Origin of the sequence: Marinomonas sp. KMM3893 (assembly GCF_004352855.1) — a bacterium.
In the GTDB taxonomy this organism is placed as follows: domain Bacteria; phylum Pseudomonadota; class Gammaproteobacteria; order Pseudomonadales; family Marinomonadaceae; genus Marinomonas; species Marinomonas arenicola.
In genome coordinates this window covers 530,130-547,489 of record NZ_SJSC01000002.1, presented here as the reverse complement: position 1 = coordinate 547,489, position 17,360 = coordinate 530,130, and the positions used below count along the sequence as shown (strand labels likewise).

The following is a 17,360-nucleotide window of genomic DNA, read 5'->3' as shown; positions in this document are numbered from 1 at the left end:
GCCTGAATAAAACGGGGTTTGGGTATCAGAAGAGCAAGGCGCGTGTGATGCCGGATTCTCGTTCATTCTTCTATTCATCCGACCTACGATGAGATAGAGCATACGCTAGGATAATTGACCTAGAACCCAGCCACCAAGGTCTTTAAACATGCCTGTTCTGTTTAACTGTTAGCCCGAATAAAACGGGGTTTGGGCATCTGAAGAGCAAGGCACGTGAGATGCCGGATTCTCGTTCATTCTTCTCTTCATCCGACCTACGATGAGAAGTTGTTATGGCTTATTAAATCTATGTTTTATAGGTAATGATGCTTCACTAGGTATTGGATCAATTGGTTAGCGCAGTCTTCTGCCGACCTTTCGTTTGTGTTGAGTATACATTCTGCATCCTTCGGTTCTTCATAAGGCGAGTCGATGCCGGTGAAATTTTTCAGCTCTCCGCGGCGCGCTTTGCGATACAAACCTTTTACATCTCGACCTTCAGCCACTTCAAGAGACGTATTGACGAAAACTTCAACAAATTCACCCTCTTCTACCATTGCTCTCGCCATGTCGCGCTCGGTGCGAAAAGGTGAAATAAACGCAGAGATGACAATTAGGCCAGCGTCGACCATCAGTTTAGCGACTTCAGACACTCGGCGTATGTTTTCCACACGATCTTCGTCTTTAAAGCCTAAGTCTTTGTTTAGACCGTGGCGTACGTTATCGCCATCAAGTAAGTAGGTGTGCTGCCCCATGGCGAACAGTTTCTTCTCAACCAGATTGGCAATGGTCGATTTACCCGCACCCGACAAACCCGTCAACCAGATAACACAAGGCTTCTGTGCTTTTTGTTGTGACCGCGCTTCTTTTGTCACATCCACATGCTGCATAACGATATTTCGATTACCGTACGCACGGCCATTATCAACTGGGTTGATGTTTGTGGTCATTCCCCCTCTCCTGTCTTTCGACTCAAGACATTGTAAATGCGCTAACAACATATCTGTTCCTTTCCACTCTATGCTTCGTGTGTTTACCTTGCATGAGCTGATTAAAAAACAGCTCATTTAAAGGTGACATCGCTTCCTCATCTTGGTTTTTTGAGGTCTTATCACTCAGTTTGAAGCACATTAATGGAGCTAGAAGTGTGGTTTTGTCTAGATTCTGTCAAGCCATTGAAAAACAAGCCGGATTAACCCTAAACGTCACTACAAGCAATCATTGCGAGCATGAATAGCTGTTACACTGCCGCTTTTCGCTAATCGCAAGTATAGTCAATCATTCGGCTAGGGCAGATAGCATTTTCATCGCCACAGCATGAGTTTGATCATTGCAAGCATTTGATTATTAAAGAGAAAGCGACCACTGCCATACAAAGGGACGCCCCATGAAAAAAGGTAACAAACAAGCCATCATCGACCTTGCCATCCAAGCAGGCAACGCGATCATGGAAATTTACCAAAAAGACTTCGCCGTATACGACAAAAGTGACGCCAGCCCACTGACCGAAGCCGACTTAGCCGCCCACCACCTTTTGGTAGAAGGCCTAGAGCGTCTCACAGACTACCCAGTGCTGTCGGAAGAATCGTCTGAAGACGTCAAAAAAGAACGTCTAAATTGGGACGAATACTGGCTGATCGACCCGCTTGACGGCACCAAAGAATTTGTCAAAAAGAACGGCGAATTTACCGTTAACGTGGCGTTAATCCAACAGGGCAAACCGACTTTTGGCGTTGTTTACGCCCCAGCGCTTGAAACCCTGTACGTGGGTGACGCTCACACAGGCGCCTACAAACAAGAAAATGGCAAAGCCGCTGAGCCCATCACAGTAAGAGCCAAACCAGCACAAAAAAGCGACTTCGTCATCGTCGGCAGCCGCTCCCACCAGAGCGACGAATTTAAAGCCTTTATTGCTGACTACCCAGGCGCCGACATTATCAGCATGGGCAGCTCACTGAAACTCTGCCTCGTCGCCGAAGGCAAAGCCGACATCTACCCACGCCTTGGCCTAACCTGTGAATGGGACACCGCCGCCGCACACGCCGTCGTCGAAGCCGCCGGTGGACAAGTGCTCCACGCCGAAACGGGCAAACCACTGCAATACAACAAAGAAAACCTACTCAACCCATTCTTTATTGTTAAGTAGCCCAGATTTTGTATAGTGTTTGGCTGTTTTTTTTACAGGCTGAGATACCTAAAAAAGAGCGGCCAGCGAGCGTCACCTAACATTTGGACTTTAACCTATATTTGGAATCGTCCATTCTCCAGTTATTCGCCTAAAGGCAAACCTACAAAGTGCAAGCGTCATTCTGGGCGGATTTAATTTTACCAAATATCGTGATTTTTACCCTAGGTCGGATGAGACAAGGAATGAGGCGTAATCCGACGGAGCGTGTTTCGGTGTCGTTTGTGGTCTATAGTCAGTGGAATGTGGGCTGAAAATACAGAGGGATTTTGTATGTTAACCATCAAGCATCATGGGGCGGTGCAAGGGGTCACTGGGTCTTGTCATGAGCTGTTTATTGACCATCATCAGTCTATTTTAATCGATTGTGGTTTGTTTCAAGGAGCAGAGACATCAGGTTCTGGCGCAGGGGCGAATCGCCTTGAAATCGATTTTGATCTTAGCGCTGTGCAAGCCTTGCTGGTGACGCATGTGCATATTGACCATGTGGGTCGTTTGCCTTATTTGCTGGCAGCGGGATTCCATGGGCCGATTTACTGCTCCAAGCCGAGTGCCGAGCTGCTGCCTTTGGTGATTGAAGATGCGCTAAAAGTCGGTGTCACTCGTAACGCCAGTATTATTCGTGCTTGTTTAACAAGGCTGGCTTCGCAGATAGTGCCTATGGACTATGGCGAATGGATTAAGATTCCCCTAACCAGAGGTCAATCCACCCAAGTACAACTCAAACTTTATCAAGCAGGCCATATCTTAGGGTCGGCTTATGGGGTCTTTAGAGTCAAAAGCCCTGCTATTAAAGCCAGCGGAAGACGCTATCACGATGTGTTGTTTTCTGGAGATCTGGGCGCGCCCTATTCGCCGTTACTCAATGCGCCCAAGTCACCCTATCGTGCCGACCAAGTAGTCATCGAAAGCACCTATGGCGATCGCAATCACGAGAACCGCTCCCTGCGCCGTCGTAATTTACAACAAAGCATCGAACACGCCCTAAGCGACGCTGGCACTGTGTTAATTCCTGCTTTTAGTATTGGCCGCACTCAAGAGTTGCTCTATGAACTTGAGCACATTATTCATCAAAATACATCCAAGGCCATCAGCCATACTCGATCTGGCAAATCGATCCGCTGGGAAGACATCGACATTATTATCGATTCGCCTCTCGCCAGTAAATTTACCGAGGTGTATAAATCCTTAAAAGACTATTGGGATAAAGAGGCAAAAGTGCGCGTTAAAGCGGGCCGCCACCCACTTAGCTTTGAACAAGTCACCACCATAGACAGCCATGAAAACCACCTGCAAACGGTCGACTATCTCAAACGGCAAACGCGCCCAGCGATCGTCATTGCCGCTTCAGGCATGTGCGCTGGCGGGCGCATGGTAAATTACCTAAAAGCCCTCTTGGGCGATGCTCGAAACGATGTTCTCTTTGTTGGCTACCAAGCCGCTGGCACACCAGGTAGGGACATATTGCGCTACCATGACAAAGCCGGTGGCTACGTTATTTTTGACGGGGTTAAATACCCAATTCAAGCACAAGTTAAACAGATAAGCGGCTATTCTGCCCACGCTGGGCAAAAGGATTTGATCCACTTTATTAAACGCATGCGCGTTAAGCCTCAGAAGGTACATATAGTCCATGGCGACGATACTGCAAAAGCAAGATTGAAGATGTTACTAGAAGAAATGTATCCTGAAATGAAGCTGGTGATACCAAGCGAATAAACCAACAAAAGGTACTTTAAGCGCGCCCAACGTGAGTGAACTTCCCAGAGTACTTAATTCCCTGAGTACTTAAATAGTGCTGTACAAAAGCAGCTGACGCTTCGCCCGGCTAAGATTAGGAGCCGGGCAAGCGGTGGTCTTGCTACACGTTAATGGGGATGTTTCGAATCCAAGTTTCTATTTCCACCGGATTTAAAGGTTTTGAGAACAAGAACCCCTGTGCCACATGGTAGCCTTGATTTTTCAGGATTTTATATTGCCCTTGACGCTCTATGCCTTCTGCCACTACGTCTAGGTTAAGACTCTCGCCTATTTGCAATACCGCCTTACTCAAGGCTCTGCCGGTTTCGCTCTGCTCCAATTCATTGACAAAGCTTTTGTCTAATTTCAGCTCTTTTATTGGAATGCGTCTTAAATAGCTTAACCCTGAGTAACCAGTACCAAAATCATCGATGGAAAAACCGATACCTTGGTCGTGGATATCATGCAAGACCTTCATCGTATTAGGGTTGGTGTCTAAAAAGACGCCTTCCGTGAGCTCTAATGTGATGTCCGATGCCTTAAGATTGTGTGAATCTAACTCCGACATAATGACACTGCATAGATCCATATTATGGAAGTTGATCGGTGATAAATTGACCGAGATAGAAGGAATCGCAACGCCCTTGTTGCGCCAAATAGCCATTTGTTTACAGGCCGATCGTAGCGCCCAATTACTGAGATCCCCAATCAAGCCACATTCTTCTGCTAAGGGAATAAATTTCCCTGGAGACACGGAGCCAAACTTGGGGTGATGCCATCTTGCTAACGCTTCCACACCATAAAGAGAGCCGTCTTTCATATTCACTTGAGGTTGATACGCCAGCTGTAACTCATCGTTTTCTATCGCTTTTTGGAGCTCTATTTCTAGTTCTTGGCGCTCTTGAGCGAGCTGATTAAGTTCATGGCTAAAAAAGGCAAAGCGCCCTTTCCCTGATGTTTTTGCTTGGTACATGGCCATGTCAGCACGATGAATTAAGGTGCCGATATCATGTCCATCATCAGGATAAACACTCACCCCTATGCTGGCCGAAGGCGAAACTTTAAGACCCGGCAAGCTTAGCGGCTCCGCAATAGTCTGCTTCAAGTCTTCAATAAAATTATTAAGCTCATCGTGACTTTTATACTTTTTGATCACCACAAACTCATCGCCAGACAATCTACCGGCGATGTCATTGTCTTCGCACTTTTGGTTGATGCGCGCCGCAATTTCTTTCAAGAAAAAATCGCCAGCGGGGTGACCTAAGGTGTCGTTTATTTGTTTAAATCTGTCCATGTCCAAAAACAGAACGGCAAGCGTTTGGTGCGCGGCTTCAACAGCTCTGAGTGCGTGTTCTGCTTCTGCATGAAGTAGGCTGCGATTTGGCAACTTGGTCAAGCTGTCATAATAGGCGAGATGTCGTATGTCTTGACGCTGTTTCTCTCGCTCGATCGCAAGCCCGCACAAAGGCGACAACACACTGATTAAAAGATGGTCGATTTCAGACGGCTCTTGATGCTCTTTTCGATAAAATGCAATCACACCAATCGCGTCGCCACGCTGGCTTTTAATTGGCGAAGACCAGCAGCTTTTTATGCCCAAGGGAAGAATTCGATCTTTATAGTCCGCCCAAAGAGGGTCCGTACTTATGTCTGAAACCAATACCGCCTCTTGTCGAAACGCGGCCGTTCCAGAAGACGCGACCCCTTCTCCAATTTGCATATCGTTTAGTACCTTTCGATAATCCGCTGGCAAAGTAGGCGCGGCCAACAGCTGAAGCTTTCTTTCATCGTCGACTTTCAGTACCGCCGGTATGATGCTCTTGTCTATTTTACTAATTTCTTTGCAAGCCACTTCCATGATGACTTCAAGCGGCTCATCTTTGGCAATAGAGCCTAGAATATTGGCGTGCAGCACTTCGTGAAGTTTTGTCGCGGTAATCTCAGACATTATGGTGACGATATTTGTGAGCTCTCCGGCGTCATCAAACACAGGATTGGCCATTATGGAGCACCATAATTCTCGGCCGTCTTTGCCTAGCACTGGCGCTTCTAGCTTGACGGCTTCGCCTTTTAGTAAACTTGCTCTGATGTCGGCCACTTTATTGCCATAGGAAACGGGGGCAATCACAGAAATGGGAGAGCGACCAAGAACATCCTCTTCTTGGTAACCTAAAATATTAATGAAGCCTTTATTGATATAAGTAATATGCCATTGGTTGTCTGTAATAAAGATGGCGTTATCGGTTTTATCTGTTACCAGAGACAGCATTTCTATCCGCTTGCGCTGTAACATGGTGTCTGTTATGTCTTTTACAAAAGCGGTATATAAAATTTTCCCATCCATTTCTACTTTAGAAAGAGAAAACGACCCCCATTTTATTGAGCCATCTTTGCGAACAATTTCAATATCTCGACTCATGCCAACAATTTTATTCACGCCCGTTTCTCTATTGGCATTCACAAGTTTGTCATGATTTGGCTTAATATTATCTGGCACCAGAATTTTGACGTTTTTGCCTATCACTTCGTCATGAGAGAAGCCCCATAGCTTCTCGGCCGCTTTATTATAAAGAATAATATTATTTTGGGGGTTGATAACAACCACCCCATCCATTGCTTGCTCTAACGTTTGCACAAAAAGGTTAGATAAGTATTCCTTTGCTGGCATAAATCCTCTGCTCACATAAAATCAAAACTTGTATTTTGCAACAGCCTACCTTTTCCACTCGATACGCTTAAACAGGCAATATACAAGACCTGACTTCACTATTTTGGGCAGACTTCAGATATTTTTACACAGTTTTCAATTAATTAGAATCAAAAGGATCAAGACGATTAAGCTAAAAGACTTTGTCTTTGACTTGGCTAACCATTATTAAAATAAGTGGCAAAAATACTATTAATAAATTTTATAGTTAAGGAAGTCCCATTATTTATCTAGTGTCGATTTTGGCGCTGATTAAAACTAAATAGGCGAGAAACCTGAAACCAATGTGATGTGTCAAGAATGGAGCGATGGACACATTGCCAACAATATTTCCGAATCGACCAAAGCCTGACTCACACTAGATATGGGTCAGGCCGTATTAGGATTCATCGGGTTACAATGCGAATTTACCGACTTCTTTGTCCAATTCCATTGTCATCTGATGCATGTCTGCTACCAATTTTTGGGTCGCTTGCGAGACTTCTGCAATTTGCTCAGAAGAGCTTTTTACGCTGAAAGTGGAACGCTGAACTTCTTCTGTTGCGCTGCTTTGCTCTTCAACCGCGGCAGCGACTTGCAAGTTCATGTCTGTGATTGTCTGAATTTGCTTAGAGACTTTTTCAAGCACTTCTTGAGTAGACAAGAAAGTGGAGGTGGCGTGTGTGGATTTTTCTAAACCACTGCCCATCGAGTGGACCGCTTTTCTAGAAATGGATTGCAATGACTCGATCATATGTTGAATTTCATCCGTCGACTCTTTCGTGCGTTGCGCTAGATTTCTCACTTCATCGGCCACCACAGCAAAACCTCGACCATGCTCCCCCGCCCTAGCGGCTTCAATGGCCGCATTCAAAGCCAATAGATTCGTTTGCTCAGAAATGCTGCGAATTACATCCAATATACTGCCAATCTGGGCGCTATTTTCTTCCATTTCTTTCATGATGGTGGAGGTCCCTGCAAGCTCCCCATTCACTTCTCTCAAAAGATCCGCCGTCGTGAGCATATTAACCATGCCATCTTGCGCTTGTGTGGCAGAGAATTGTGCCGAATCTGCCGTGCTGGTAGCGGTATTGGCGATTTCTTTTACCGTTGATGCCATCTGATCGACAGCAACAGCAATTTGATCCGTATCGGATTTTTGTTTATTAATCGATTGCCCTGTCTCGTCTGTCTGGTGCTCCAGCTGGTTGGCTATTTGGTTCAATTTTGACGAGAGATCGGCGACCTGAATCATAATGCCATGAACCTTATCGAGAAATAGGTTGAAGCTACTCGACAGCTGACCAATTTCATCTCGACTCTGCACCTCTAATCGCTTCGTTAAATCCCCTTCGCCTTTCGCCAAAGTGCTGGCTGCCCGCTGTAACGAATAAATGGGGGTGAGTATGCTTTTCGCGGTCACCGTTGTGATGAGGATCATAGCAACAGCAATGCCTACAATGACGATCATAAGGGTAAATAAATAGCCGCTGAACAAGTCAAAAGTACTGGCGTTATTTGCCACCTGCTCATCAGAAAAGCCCTTTTCCATAGCGGCAATTTTTGCTTCTAGATCTGTTGAAATACGTTTCAGTGCCAGGGTTTTAGTATGAATGTCGTTGACGTTCTTCATCACGGTTAACAGGTCTTTTTTACCTTGCGTGGGCCCTGCTACGAACGGCGTCCCCTTCAATAGCTCGATATTACGCTCCGCGTCTTTAATACTCGATGTAATGAATTTTTGTAACTCAGGCAATAAATCTGGCTGGTATTTGAAGTTAGCCAACAAAAACTTGAACTGATACATGCTAGTCATAAAGTGCACGCTACCACCGACCGCTTTTAATCGGTCGTCTAGATAGGTGATTTTATTGTTCAGCAATGCCTCTAGTGTGTCATGAGTATCAGCATTGGCTTTATCATAACGCGAATCAATCAGTGAGAAGTTACTTTGCTCAAGGTCAGAAACCTCACTTTTGATTTGTTGGTATTCTTTAAGACGGCTGTCTATTTCTTCTAAGCGAGTCTGTATTTTCGGACGGTCATGTAGGCTTGCCGCAAAATTTGCGATCTCGGATTCCAGTACACTCAACCGGCTACGTCCAGAAAAATACCCGCTTAGTGCCTGAGAAATCTCAATGATTGTGTTTCTATTTTCTGTCACTTCGTGCTGGATTTGATTCGCACGGCTTACTTCTTGATTGCCATTAAAATTAAAATAAATCACCGTGAGCATTAAAATAAGCAACAACACGATAGGTAAGTAAACTCGTGTCCTTATGTTCACATCGGTAAATCTGTTTCTCATATTTTCTTCCATCTAAATACGCTACAACTGAAACAAGAGGCATGTCCCCAGCTGTAATGCTAAAGGCTCTGTATTTACCTAACAAAGACTACTTAATATAAACTGTTTTCATATCTCCCTAAGCTGCAGAACCTGAGCCTTGCGTCTGCGTGTTCGCCGTAGCACCGACCTACAGACTCACTGTCGCAAAACACAAGGCTCGACCTCAGCACATTAGAATTTATAGTTAACCGAGGTGCGCAGTACCGCCATACTGTCCGCATCTACATTTTGGTCGTAATCCATGTAAGATAACGCGACTATGGTGGACAAGCCTTTGATCTCAGCTGGCTGATAACGCACTTTTAAAGAGGCTTCATAAGCTCCGTCTAAGTCATTATTGATACTGTTTTTGATGCCTTCATCACTTTGTTTGTAACTGGTATAACCAAGTTTGGCCTGTAATCCAGGCACATTAAATGTGTAATCCATCGTAAGTGATGTGGCTTGCAAACCCGCGAATACTTCTGGCGTCAGGCTAGAGCTATAAGGTCGAAACATAGGCACATGTCCTAGCGTGCCTGGGAAGTTAGCAGCGTCATTAACGGAAGTGTAAGCAAGCTGAACGCCAACGCCGTCAAACGTTTTCTTCACTCGCGCTCCCCAATAGCCCGTATCTGGGCTGTCGTCAAAATTAGCCGATAAGGTTTTTGCACCGACCAGCCATGTGCTGTTTGGTATTTGATACGTTAATGCAAGGAAGCTTGTATCGTAATCATGGGCAGCAACATCCGCTGGTGGATCACCAACACCGCCATCATTGTTGTTAGAAAGCCATTGGGCTTCGATGTTTAACCCTTCGATGCTGTTGTTGTTTAAGTATAAAGAAACTAAAGGGTTATCGAATCTTTTGTCGGTTTCAACAATGGAGCCATTGTTGTCATCACCAAAACGCTTATTCCACTTGCTGATGTACATGAAGCGCAGATCTGTCTTATCAAGGTCTTTATTGTCAAACACCAAGGCATCGAAGGTGTCTTGCATGGGATACATGTTATCATTCATCAATAAAGGCGTAACAAGACTTTGACGACCTATACGAATTCTCGAGTCGGTTAGCTCGTGATCAAAATCGTACTGCAGAAAAGCGTGATATAAATTCGTTGCATCCGCAGTCACCCTATGGTCATTTTCACCACCAGCAAGCGTGGATGCGTCGTTACTTTGTAGCCCCCAGTCATAGCCAGATTCTGCACCCAACCCTAACTTAAAGCCGTAATAAACACCGGTGACATAATCAAGAGTAATGGCCGAGCCGAGTGACTTGCCATTATTAAAAGGCCCAGATGCTTTCGCGTCCGTTTGAGAAGCCAGCCCTAAGGTATTTCGAATTTCACCTGTAAAGGTGCCTCCCGAAAGCGCTTCCTGTAAATTTTCAGCCTGCACATTGACACAAGTAACCCCTAAAGAGACAAGTGTAATGAATGGTATTTTTTTCATTTTAAACAACCTTGTTATTATTATTTGAGTTATTTCCTCTTTAATAGAGGCTAGAAAAATATTTTTATCTGCATTTGAAATACAAAAACTTTATTCTTAAAAAACAAAATAACGTTTCGAATTCGTCAAACAATAATGTTTTATCTACTCATTTTAATCAATATTGATAAAATCTGGCACTTACTTGGTGTTTTCTGGCAGACCTCCCTGTATCACCTTGATTAAAAAGAACTTTATAGAATGGAAGTTGCTGGTTTATGGGGCTGAAAAATTGAGTGTGACATTCGTTTTTGATTTTAAGAATTCATTTTATGCAAAAAAGCCATCAATCTGATATTTGCTTTATGTTTATGATATTTGTTTTTGTTGAAAAGAAAATTAGAATAATTTATAAGCAATAAAAACTTGGCGTGATAATTAAAAATAAAAACATCAACAAGAATCGAACTATTATTTAATGGAGAGATTAGATAAGAAGGGATAATAACCAGAGGAGAAATAAGCACCAACGAAAAGACATTCCGTTGGTGCTCGTGATTATTCGACAGTCACAGATTTAGCGAGGTTTCTTGGCTGATCTACGTCGGTGCCTTTCACAACCGCTACGTGGTACGACAAGAGTTGCAGCGGAATAGTATGAACGATAGGTTCCAGTATTTCTTCCACTTTGGGTACTTCTGTGAAGATGATGTTCTCTTCGTTATGCAACGCCGTAGTACGGTCTGCAAACACATACAATTCACCGCCGCGCGCGGCCACTTCTTGCATGTTCGATTTCAATTTATCCAGCATGCCATTGTGCGGCACCATGGTAATGATGGGCATATTTTCATCCACGAGTGCCAATGGGCCGTGTTTTAATTCTCCAGCAGGGTAGGCTTCGGCGTGAATGTAAGAGATTTCTTTCAGTTTTAACGCACCTTCAAGGGCAATCGGATACATGGCACCACGACCTAAAAATAAAGCGTGATGCTTGTTTGCAAAACGATCCGATACTTTTTTAATGTGCTCATCCTGCAACAAGGCAGCATTAACATAAGCCGGTAATGAGCGCATGGCATTTACTAGGGCTTGTTCCTTTTCTGCTGACAGACCATTTTCAACCGCTATCGCGACACTGGTAATTAACAATGCTGTTAACTGTGTGGTAAAAGCTTTCGTCGATGCCACGCCAATTTCGGCGCCCGCATTGGTCAATAGTGTCAGTGCGGATTCTCGAACTAGAGTACTCGATGGCACGTTACAAATGGCCAAAGTCGTGAGATAGCCTTGCTCTTTGGCTTTGCGTAATGCCGCTAGGGTATCCGCCGTTTCACCAGACTGAGACAGCGTCAGGAACAAGGTGTTTTTTGGCACGGCAACCTTACGGTAGCGATACTCACTGGCCACTTCCACAGAACAAGGCAGGCCTGCCAGATCTTCTATCCAGTATTTGGCAACAAGGCCAGCATGGTAGCTGGTACCACAGGCAACAATATGAACATTCTCCACTTCTTTTAAGAAGCCTGAGTCAGCGCCAAAGCAGCTTGTCAGAACTTTGCTTTCGCTAATTCGACCTTCTAAACACGCAGCGATCACTTTAGGCTGCTCGTAGATTTCTTTCATCATATAGTGACGAAATTCACCTTTATCGGTGGCGTCTATGTTGTGATTAAAGACGCTCACAGGGCGCTCTTGTTGCTCCCCGTTTTGGTCATAGATGACAACCTCATCACGCGTCACTTCCACTACGTCACCTTCTTCTAAAAAGATGAACTTATCAGTGACATGCAAGAGCGCGAGCTGATCTGAGGCCACAAAGTTTTCTTCTATGCCAACGCCCACAACCAATGGGCTGCCTTTACGAGCGGCGATAAAGCGCTCATTTTCAGTGTTATTTACCACGGCAATGGCAAATGCGCCTTCCAGTTGAGCCAATGTGGCTTGCACAGCCGTTAATAAATCTGGTTGTGTTTTCAGTTCGTTATGAATCAGATGAACGATTACTTCGGTGTCTGTTTCTGATTTGAACTCGTAGCCTTTTGCTTTTAGCTGACGGCGTAATACTTCATGGTTTTCAATGATGCCGTTATGCACAAGCGCAAGGTTGTCACCAGAAAAATGCGGGTGAGCATTGGCTTCTGTTGGCTTACCATGTGTGGCCCAACGGGTATGTGCTATCCCCATGGTGCCGTCTAGCGGCTCTGCGGCGAACTTGTCTTTTAACGCCTGCACCTTGCCTACAGCACGATGAGAGAAAACCCCTTGTTCGTTATTGATTGCCACGCCTGACGAGTCATAGCCTCGATATTCAAGACGGCTTAATCCTTCAATCAGGATTTTTGATACATTACGGCGAGCAATGGCGCCTACGATTCCACACATGTGTTTTGTCCTTTCAATCTGTTTATTAAAAAGGGCTTATCGCCTTTTTAATGCTTGGTCTATGCCATTATTTTTTTGTTGGTTTCGGCCAATTGTCTTTGCTTGTCTGACGCGCTCGCCCAAGAGCTAACTGGTTTGACGCGACATTCTTAGTAATGGTTGAACCCGCTGCGACTGTGGCCCCAGCGGCAATACTGACGGGGGCTACTAACGCAGAATTTGATCCGATAAATACATTATCGGCCACTTGCGTCAGATATTTATTCACCCCATCGTAGTTACAGGTAATGGTGCCAGCACCTACGTTCACGCCAGCGCCCATTTGCGTATCCCCAATGTAGCTAAGATGATTGACCTTGCTGCCTTCGCCTATGATGGCTTTTTTGGTTTCTACAAAATTGCCAATCTTAGCTTTATTGGCCAATGATGTTCCTGGGCGAAGTCGCGCAAAGGGACCTATATCACAGGCTTCACCCACTTGGCTGTCATCAATCAAGGTGTTGCTTTTAATCACGGTGCCATTGCCAATGGTGCAATTTTTTAAGTGGCAATTTGGGCCTATTTCAACATCGTCACCGATCACTACCTTGCCTTCAAAAAGACAGTTAATGTCGATCACAACATCTTGACCTGTGATCAGTTCACCACGCACGTCAATACGTGAAGGATCGAGTAAGGTCGCGCCGTTTTTCATCAGTTCATCGGCTTGTTGGCGTTGTAGCACTCTTTCTAAGGTGGCCAATTGCAAGCGATCGTTTACGCCAGACACTTCTGCTTCAGTCGCAGGTTGCACGGTAACAATCTCCACGCCATCGCGTGCTGCCATTGCAATAATATCGGTCAGATAGTATTCCTGCTGGGCGTTGTTGTTAGTAAGCGCTGCCAGCCATGTTTGTAAATGCGCATTGGGAGCCAGCAAAATTCCCGTGTTCACTTCTTGGATCTTAAGTTCATCTGCGTTGGCGTCTTTTTGCTCGACAATGGCTGTCACCTTGTTGGCGGCATCACGCACAATACGCCCGTACCCTGTTGGGTTATCAAGCGTTACGGTTAACAGCACCAAGGTGTTTGGTGTCGACAAGGCCGTCATTTTTGCTAACGTACTCGCCTGGATAAGCGGAACATCGCCATACAGAGTTAACGTTGAGCCATTCTCTTGTAAATGCGGAGCAACACGTTTTAGCGCATCGCCGGTTCCTTGAGGGTCATTTTGCCAAACAATATTGGCCGAAAAATCCTGACATTTTTCTGCGACTTGTTCGCCTTGATGTCCAACAATAAGGTGTAAGGCGGCATTAGGCAGGCTACTGGCTACGGTTAATACTCTGCGCACCATAGACACTCCGCCAATTGCGTGCAGTACCTTAGGAAGCTTAGATTTCATGCGGCTGCCTTTACCGGCAGCGAGGATAACAATATCCTGAGTCATTAGATCGTCCTTGTGTGTTGGCGTCTATAAAATGGAATATAAATGATACTGACTATTAGACCTTGAGTACCGTTTCAGCTCAACCACAATTGTCAAAAATAAAATGACAATTAAAAATAAAAGTTGGGATTGGAATCGACACTACAGCTTATTATGGGTGGCCTTTCGTCTAATAACTGGAGATTCGATGTCTCAAATATGGGTTAAAGTCGAAATGATAGTGATGGTTTGTGATTGTTGCATCACTTTAGTCGCAGGTGTCAGGCACTTTGTCACAGGTCTTGTAGGTTAGTCTTTAGGCTAATAACTGGAGATTCGGTGTTTCAACCGAGGGTTAAAGTCGAAATAGCCGGTGATGTTTTGTTAGTTAAAAACAGTCATGTTAATCACAGGTGTCTCGCCTGTTTGTCTTTATTAGCACAGTGGTCATCAGCCGCTCTTTTTTCAAGGTAAGCAGACCTACAAGTGACAGTTCAAGTGCGAGTGCAAGTTGGTCGAGTCATGTTAATCGCAGGTGTCAGGCACTTTGTCACAGGTCTTGTAGGTTAGTCTTTAGGCTAATAACTGGAGATTCGGTGTTTCAACCGAGGGTTAAAGTCGAAATAGTCGGTGATGGTTTGTGATTGTTGCATCACTTTAGTCGCAGGTGTCAGGCACTTTGTCCCAGGTCTTGTAGGTTAGTCTTTAGGCTAATAACTGGAGATTCGGTGTTTCAACCGAGGGTTAAAGTCGAAATAGCCGGTGATGTTGTGTTAGTTAAAAACAGTCATGTTAATCACAGGTGTCTCGTCTGTTTGACTTTATTGGTGCAGTGGTCATCAGCCTAAAGGCTGACCTACAAGACCCAGTCCATCGGTCAAAGTCGAAATAGCCGGTGATGTTGTGTTAGTTAAAAACAGTCATGTTAATCACAGGTGTCTCGTCTGTTTGACTTTATTGGTGCAGTGGTCATCAGCCTAAAGGCTGACCTACAAGACCCAGTCCATCGGTCAAAGTCGAAATAGCCGATGATGTTGTGTTAGTTAAAAACAGTCATGTTAATCACAGGCGTCTCGTCTGTTTGGCTTTATTGGTACAGTGGTCATCAGCCGCTCTTTTTCAAGGTAAGCAGACCTACAAGTGACAGTTCAAGTTCAAGTGCGAGTGCAAGTTGGTTGAGTCATGTTAATCGCTGGTGTCTCGTCTGGCTGCTCTTTGTTCTATCAAGCTAAAGATAAACTGAGTCCCAGTATGGATAGTTTCTAACGCTGCTAACCAATTTTTTGCGAAGTGGGTTAGCCACTATATATCTGGCTATATTCTTCCTGTCATCTTCAGATCGAAGTGCTCTATCGTAAAATCTCGTTTGCCAAATTCTACCTTTGGAGTTTCTAGAATGATTAAGAATTTTAGCGCTTCTTCCTTTTAATGATCCTATCACTGCTGAGAGATCGGTTTGCGAATCTAAACGAACTAACCCATGAAAATGATCAGGCATGAGCACCCAAGCTAACCAGGTACATTGATGGTTGATTTCATTCACTTCTATTTGCTGACAGAACAAACATGCTAGTTTGAAATCCTGAAAATAAGTGCGATTACCTTCTGTTTTAAAGGTTATAAAATATTCACCCTGTGATTGAGAGCATCTTCCTTTTCTTAAGTCGTTCCATGACATAAAGCATCCCTTCTTTTATAGAGCCGATTATTTATTGTAGACAAAGTTTAAAGTCGAAATGGCCGGTGATGTTGTGTTAGTTAAAAATAGTCATGTTAATCGCAGGTGTCAGGCACTTTGTCTCAGGTCTTGTAGGTTAGTCTTTAGGCTAATAACTGGAGATTCGGTGTTTCAACCGAGGGTTAAAGTCGAAATGGCCGGTGATGTTTTGTTAGTTAAAAAAAGAGTCACGCTAATCGCAGGTGTCTCGTCTGTTTGACTTTATTGGTGCAGTGGTCATCAGCCGCTCTTTTTTCAAGGTAAGCAGACCTACAAGTGACAGTTCAAGTGCAAGTTGGTTGAGTCATGTTAATCACAGGTGTCTCGTCTGTTTGGCTTTATTGGCTCTGCGGTCATCAGCCGCTCTTTTTCAAGGTAAGCAGATCTACAAATGACAGTTCAAGTGCAAGTGCTAGTTGGTTGAGTCACGTTAATTCTAAGTCTCTTTTACTTGGGCAGCGGTTGCATTCTTTTTGCAGTAGCTCAACCAGTAGTCTGGCGGCGGGGCCGGTGCGTTCGCCTTTGCCGAAAATGGCGTACATGTAGAAGGTTCGCTCGCCGCCAGAGACAAGGTTTAGCGCTTTTAATTTTCCGCTTTCTAATGCCTCGTGTAAGTCGGCTTTTGGCAGCCAAGCGAAGCCTATGCCGCTGGTAACAATTTCTAGCGAGGATTGAACACTGGATACAGTCCAGCGGCGATCCGCTCCCAGCCAACCAGAATCCATGGATGTTTCTACCGCAGAGTCACGGATCACCAATTGGAGCTCTCGGCTCAAGCGTTCATTATTAATCGGTAACGTTTCTTGCTGCAATGGATGGTCTGCCGCGGCAACAGCGATCATTTCCACTTCAACAATAGGGTCGGCTAAATAGCCTTTTGGCACTATGCCGCTGAGCACTAGGTCTGGCCGTCCTTGCTTCAATGCTTCTACGCCACCACTCAGAACCACTTCTTTTAGTTGCACTTGAGTGCCTTGGCTTTGGGGCTCAAAGCCTTTTAATGCACGCAATAACGCCGGTGTCGGAAAGGCTTGATCGACCACAACTTCAAGTTCAGGCTCCCAACCTTGCCCTAAGGTGCTGGCAAGCTCTTCAAGATCCACCGCTTCTTTAATTAAATGGCGAGAACGTCGCAGCAAAACCTCACCACGTTCGGTTAATTTCGCTTTGCGCCCTTCAATAATCAACAGCGGATAGCCTAGTTGCTCCTGCAACTTAGCCACCGTGTAGCTCACAGAGGATTGGCTTTTATGCAAGGCTTCGGCGGCTTGGGCAAAGCCACCTTTATCAACAACGGCTTGTAACACGCGCCATTGCTCTAATGTTACTCGGGGTGCTTTCACTAGCGATGTCCATTCTGAAGTTTTGATTCATTGAATTTATCGTATTTTTAGATATATATCTGCTAAATAATGCGCTTTTTTATCGAATAAACTGGCTCTATTATCACTTCATTCCGTCACACCGCTGATCAATTCAGCTTAAAAATAATTT

10 protein-coding genes are annotated in these 17,360 nt (G+C 44.8%); 2 read left to right on the top strand and 8 right to left on the bottom strand.

Translation table 11 applies throughout. The features are described from left to right. Positions 1–293 precede the first annotated feature (293 nt). On the bottom strand, positions 294–929 hold the full coding sequence (cysC, locus tag E0D71_RS07000) for an adenylyl-sulfate kinase (protein WP_279433433.1): 636 nt from the start codon (positions 927–929) through the stop codon (positions 294–296). A gap of 437 nt (positions 930–1,366) precedes the next feature. Between cysC and cysQ the strand changes: the two genes are divergently transcribed. Then, entirely contained in the window at positions 1,367–2,125 is a 759-nt protein-coding gene (cysQ, locus tag E0D71_RS06995) for a 3'(2'),5'-bisphosphate nucleotidase CysQ (protein ID WP_133002594.1), read from the top strand. A gap of 312 nt (positions 2,126–2,437) precedes the next feature. After that, a complete protein-coding gene (locus E0D71_RS06990; protein ID WP_133002593.1) occupies positions 2,438–3,883 on the top strand; it encodes an MBL fold metallo-hydrolase in 1,446 nt (481 codons plus the stop codon). A 142-nt stretch (positions 3,884–4,025) separates the two neighbouring features. Here E0D71_RS06990 and E0D71_RS06985 read toward each other — a convergent pair whose 3' ends face one another. The 7 genes from E0D71_RS06985 to E0D71_RS06955 form a co-directional block, all read right to left on the bottom strand. Beyond that, entirely contained in the window at positions 4,026–6,572 is a 2,547-nt protein-coding gene (locus E0D71_RS06985; RefSeq protein WP_133002592.1) for an EAL domain-containing protein, read from the bottom strand. Between the two features lie 433 nt (positions 6,573–7,005). Beyond that, the gene (locus E0D71_RS06980) at positions 7,006–8,898 is read right to left on the bottom strand and encodes a methyl-accepting chemotaxis protein (protein WP_165942961.1); all 1,893 of its coding nucleotides are present in this window, start codon (positions 8,896–8,898) and stop codon (positions 7,006–7,008) included. A 213-nt stretch (positions 8,899–9,111) separates the two neighbouring features. After that, positions 9,112–10,377 (bottom strand): hypothetical protein, encoded by a 1,266-nt coding sequence (locus E0D71_RS06975; RefSeq protein WP_133002590.1) that lies wholly within the window; start codon positions 10,375–10,377, stop codon positions 9,112–9,114. Between the two features lie 537 nt (positions 10,378–10,914). Beyond that, positions 10,915–12,741, bottom strand: a complete 1,827-nt coding sequence (gene glmS, locus E0D71_RS06970; RefSeq protein ID WP_133002589.1) for a glutamine--fructose-6-phosphate transaminase (isomerizing) — start codon at positions 12,739–12,741, stop codon at positions 10,915–10,917. A gap of 67 nt (positions 12,742–12,808) precedes the next feature. Beyond that, entirely contained in the window at positions 12,809–14,170 is a 1,362-nt protein-coding gene (gene glmU, locus E0D71_RS06965; protein ID WP_133002588.1) for a bifunctional UDP-N-acetylglucosamine diphosphorylase/glucosamine-1-phosphate N-acetyltransferase GlmU, read from the bottom strand. 1,207 nt (positions 14,171–15,377) lie between these two features. After that, positions 15,378–15,827: a transposase gene (locus E0D71_RS06960; protein ID WP_133002587.1), complete on the bottom strand. Its 450-nt coding sequence runs from the start codon at positions 15,825–15,827 to the stop codon at positions 15,378–15,380. 464 nt (positions 15,828–16,291) lie between these two features. Further along, complete coding sequence (locus E0D71_RS06955) at positions 16,292–17,209, bottom strand: LysR family transcriptional regulator (protein ID WP_133002586.1); 918 nt, start codon at positions 17,207–17,209, stop codon at positions 16,292–16,294. Between the last annotated feature and the right edge of the window lie 151 nt (positions 17,210–17,360).

What these genes read in the sequence shown, in the direction of transcription:
- glmU (WP_133002588.1), bottom strand. Translation starts at nt 14,170, where the DNA reads ATGACTCAGGATATTGTTATCCTCGCTGCCGGTAAAGGCAGCCGCATG.
- cysC (WP_279433433.1), bottom strand. Translation starts at nt 929, where the DNA reads ATGACCACAAACATCAACCCAGTTGATAATGGCCGTGCGTACGGTAAT.
- cysQ (WP_133002594.1), top strand. Translation starts at nt 1,367, where the DNA reads ATGAAAAAAGGTAACAAACAAGCCATCATCGACCTTGCCATCCAAGCA.
- E0D71_RS06975 (WP_133002590.1), bottom strand. Translation starts at nt 10,377, where the DNA reads ATGAAAAAAATACCATTCATTACACTTGTCTCTTTAGGGGTTACTTGT.
- glmS (WP_133002589.1), bottom strand. Translation starts at nt 12,741, where the DNA reads ATGTGTGGAATCGTAGGCGCCATTGCTCGCCGTAATGTATCAAAAATC.
- E0D71_RS06960 (WP_133002587.1), bottom strand. Translation starts at nt 15,827, where the DNA reads ATGTCATGGAACGACTTAAGAAAAGGAAGATGCTCTCAATCACAGGGT.
- E0D71_RS06990 (WP_133002593.1), top strand. Translation starts at nt 2,438, where the DNA reads ATGTTAACCATCAAGCATCATGGGGCGGTGCAAGGGGTCACTGGGTCT.
- E0D71_RS06985 (WP_133002592.1), bottom strand. Translation starts at nt 6,572, where the DNA reads ATGCCAGCAAAGGAATACTTATCTAACCTTTTTGTGCAAACGTTAGAG.
- E0D71_RS06980 (WP_165942961.1), bottom strand. Translation starts at nt 8,898, where the DNA reads ATGAGAAACAGATTTACCGATGTGAACATAAGGACACGAGTTTACTTA.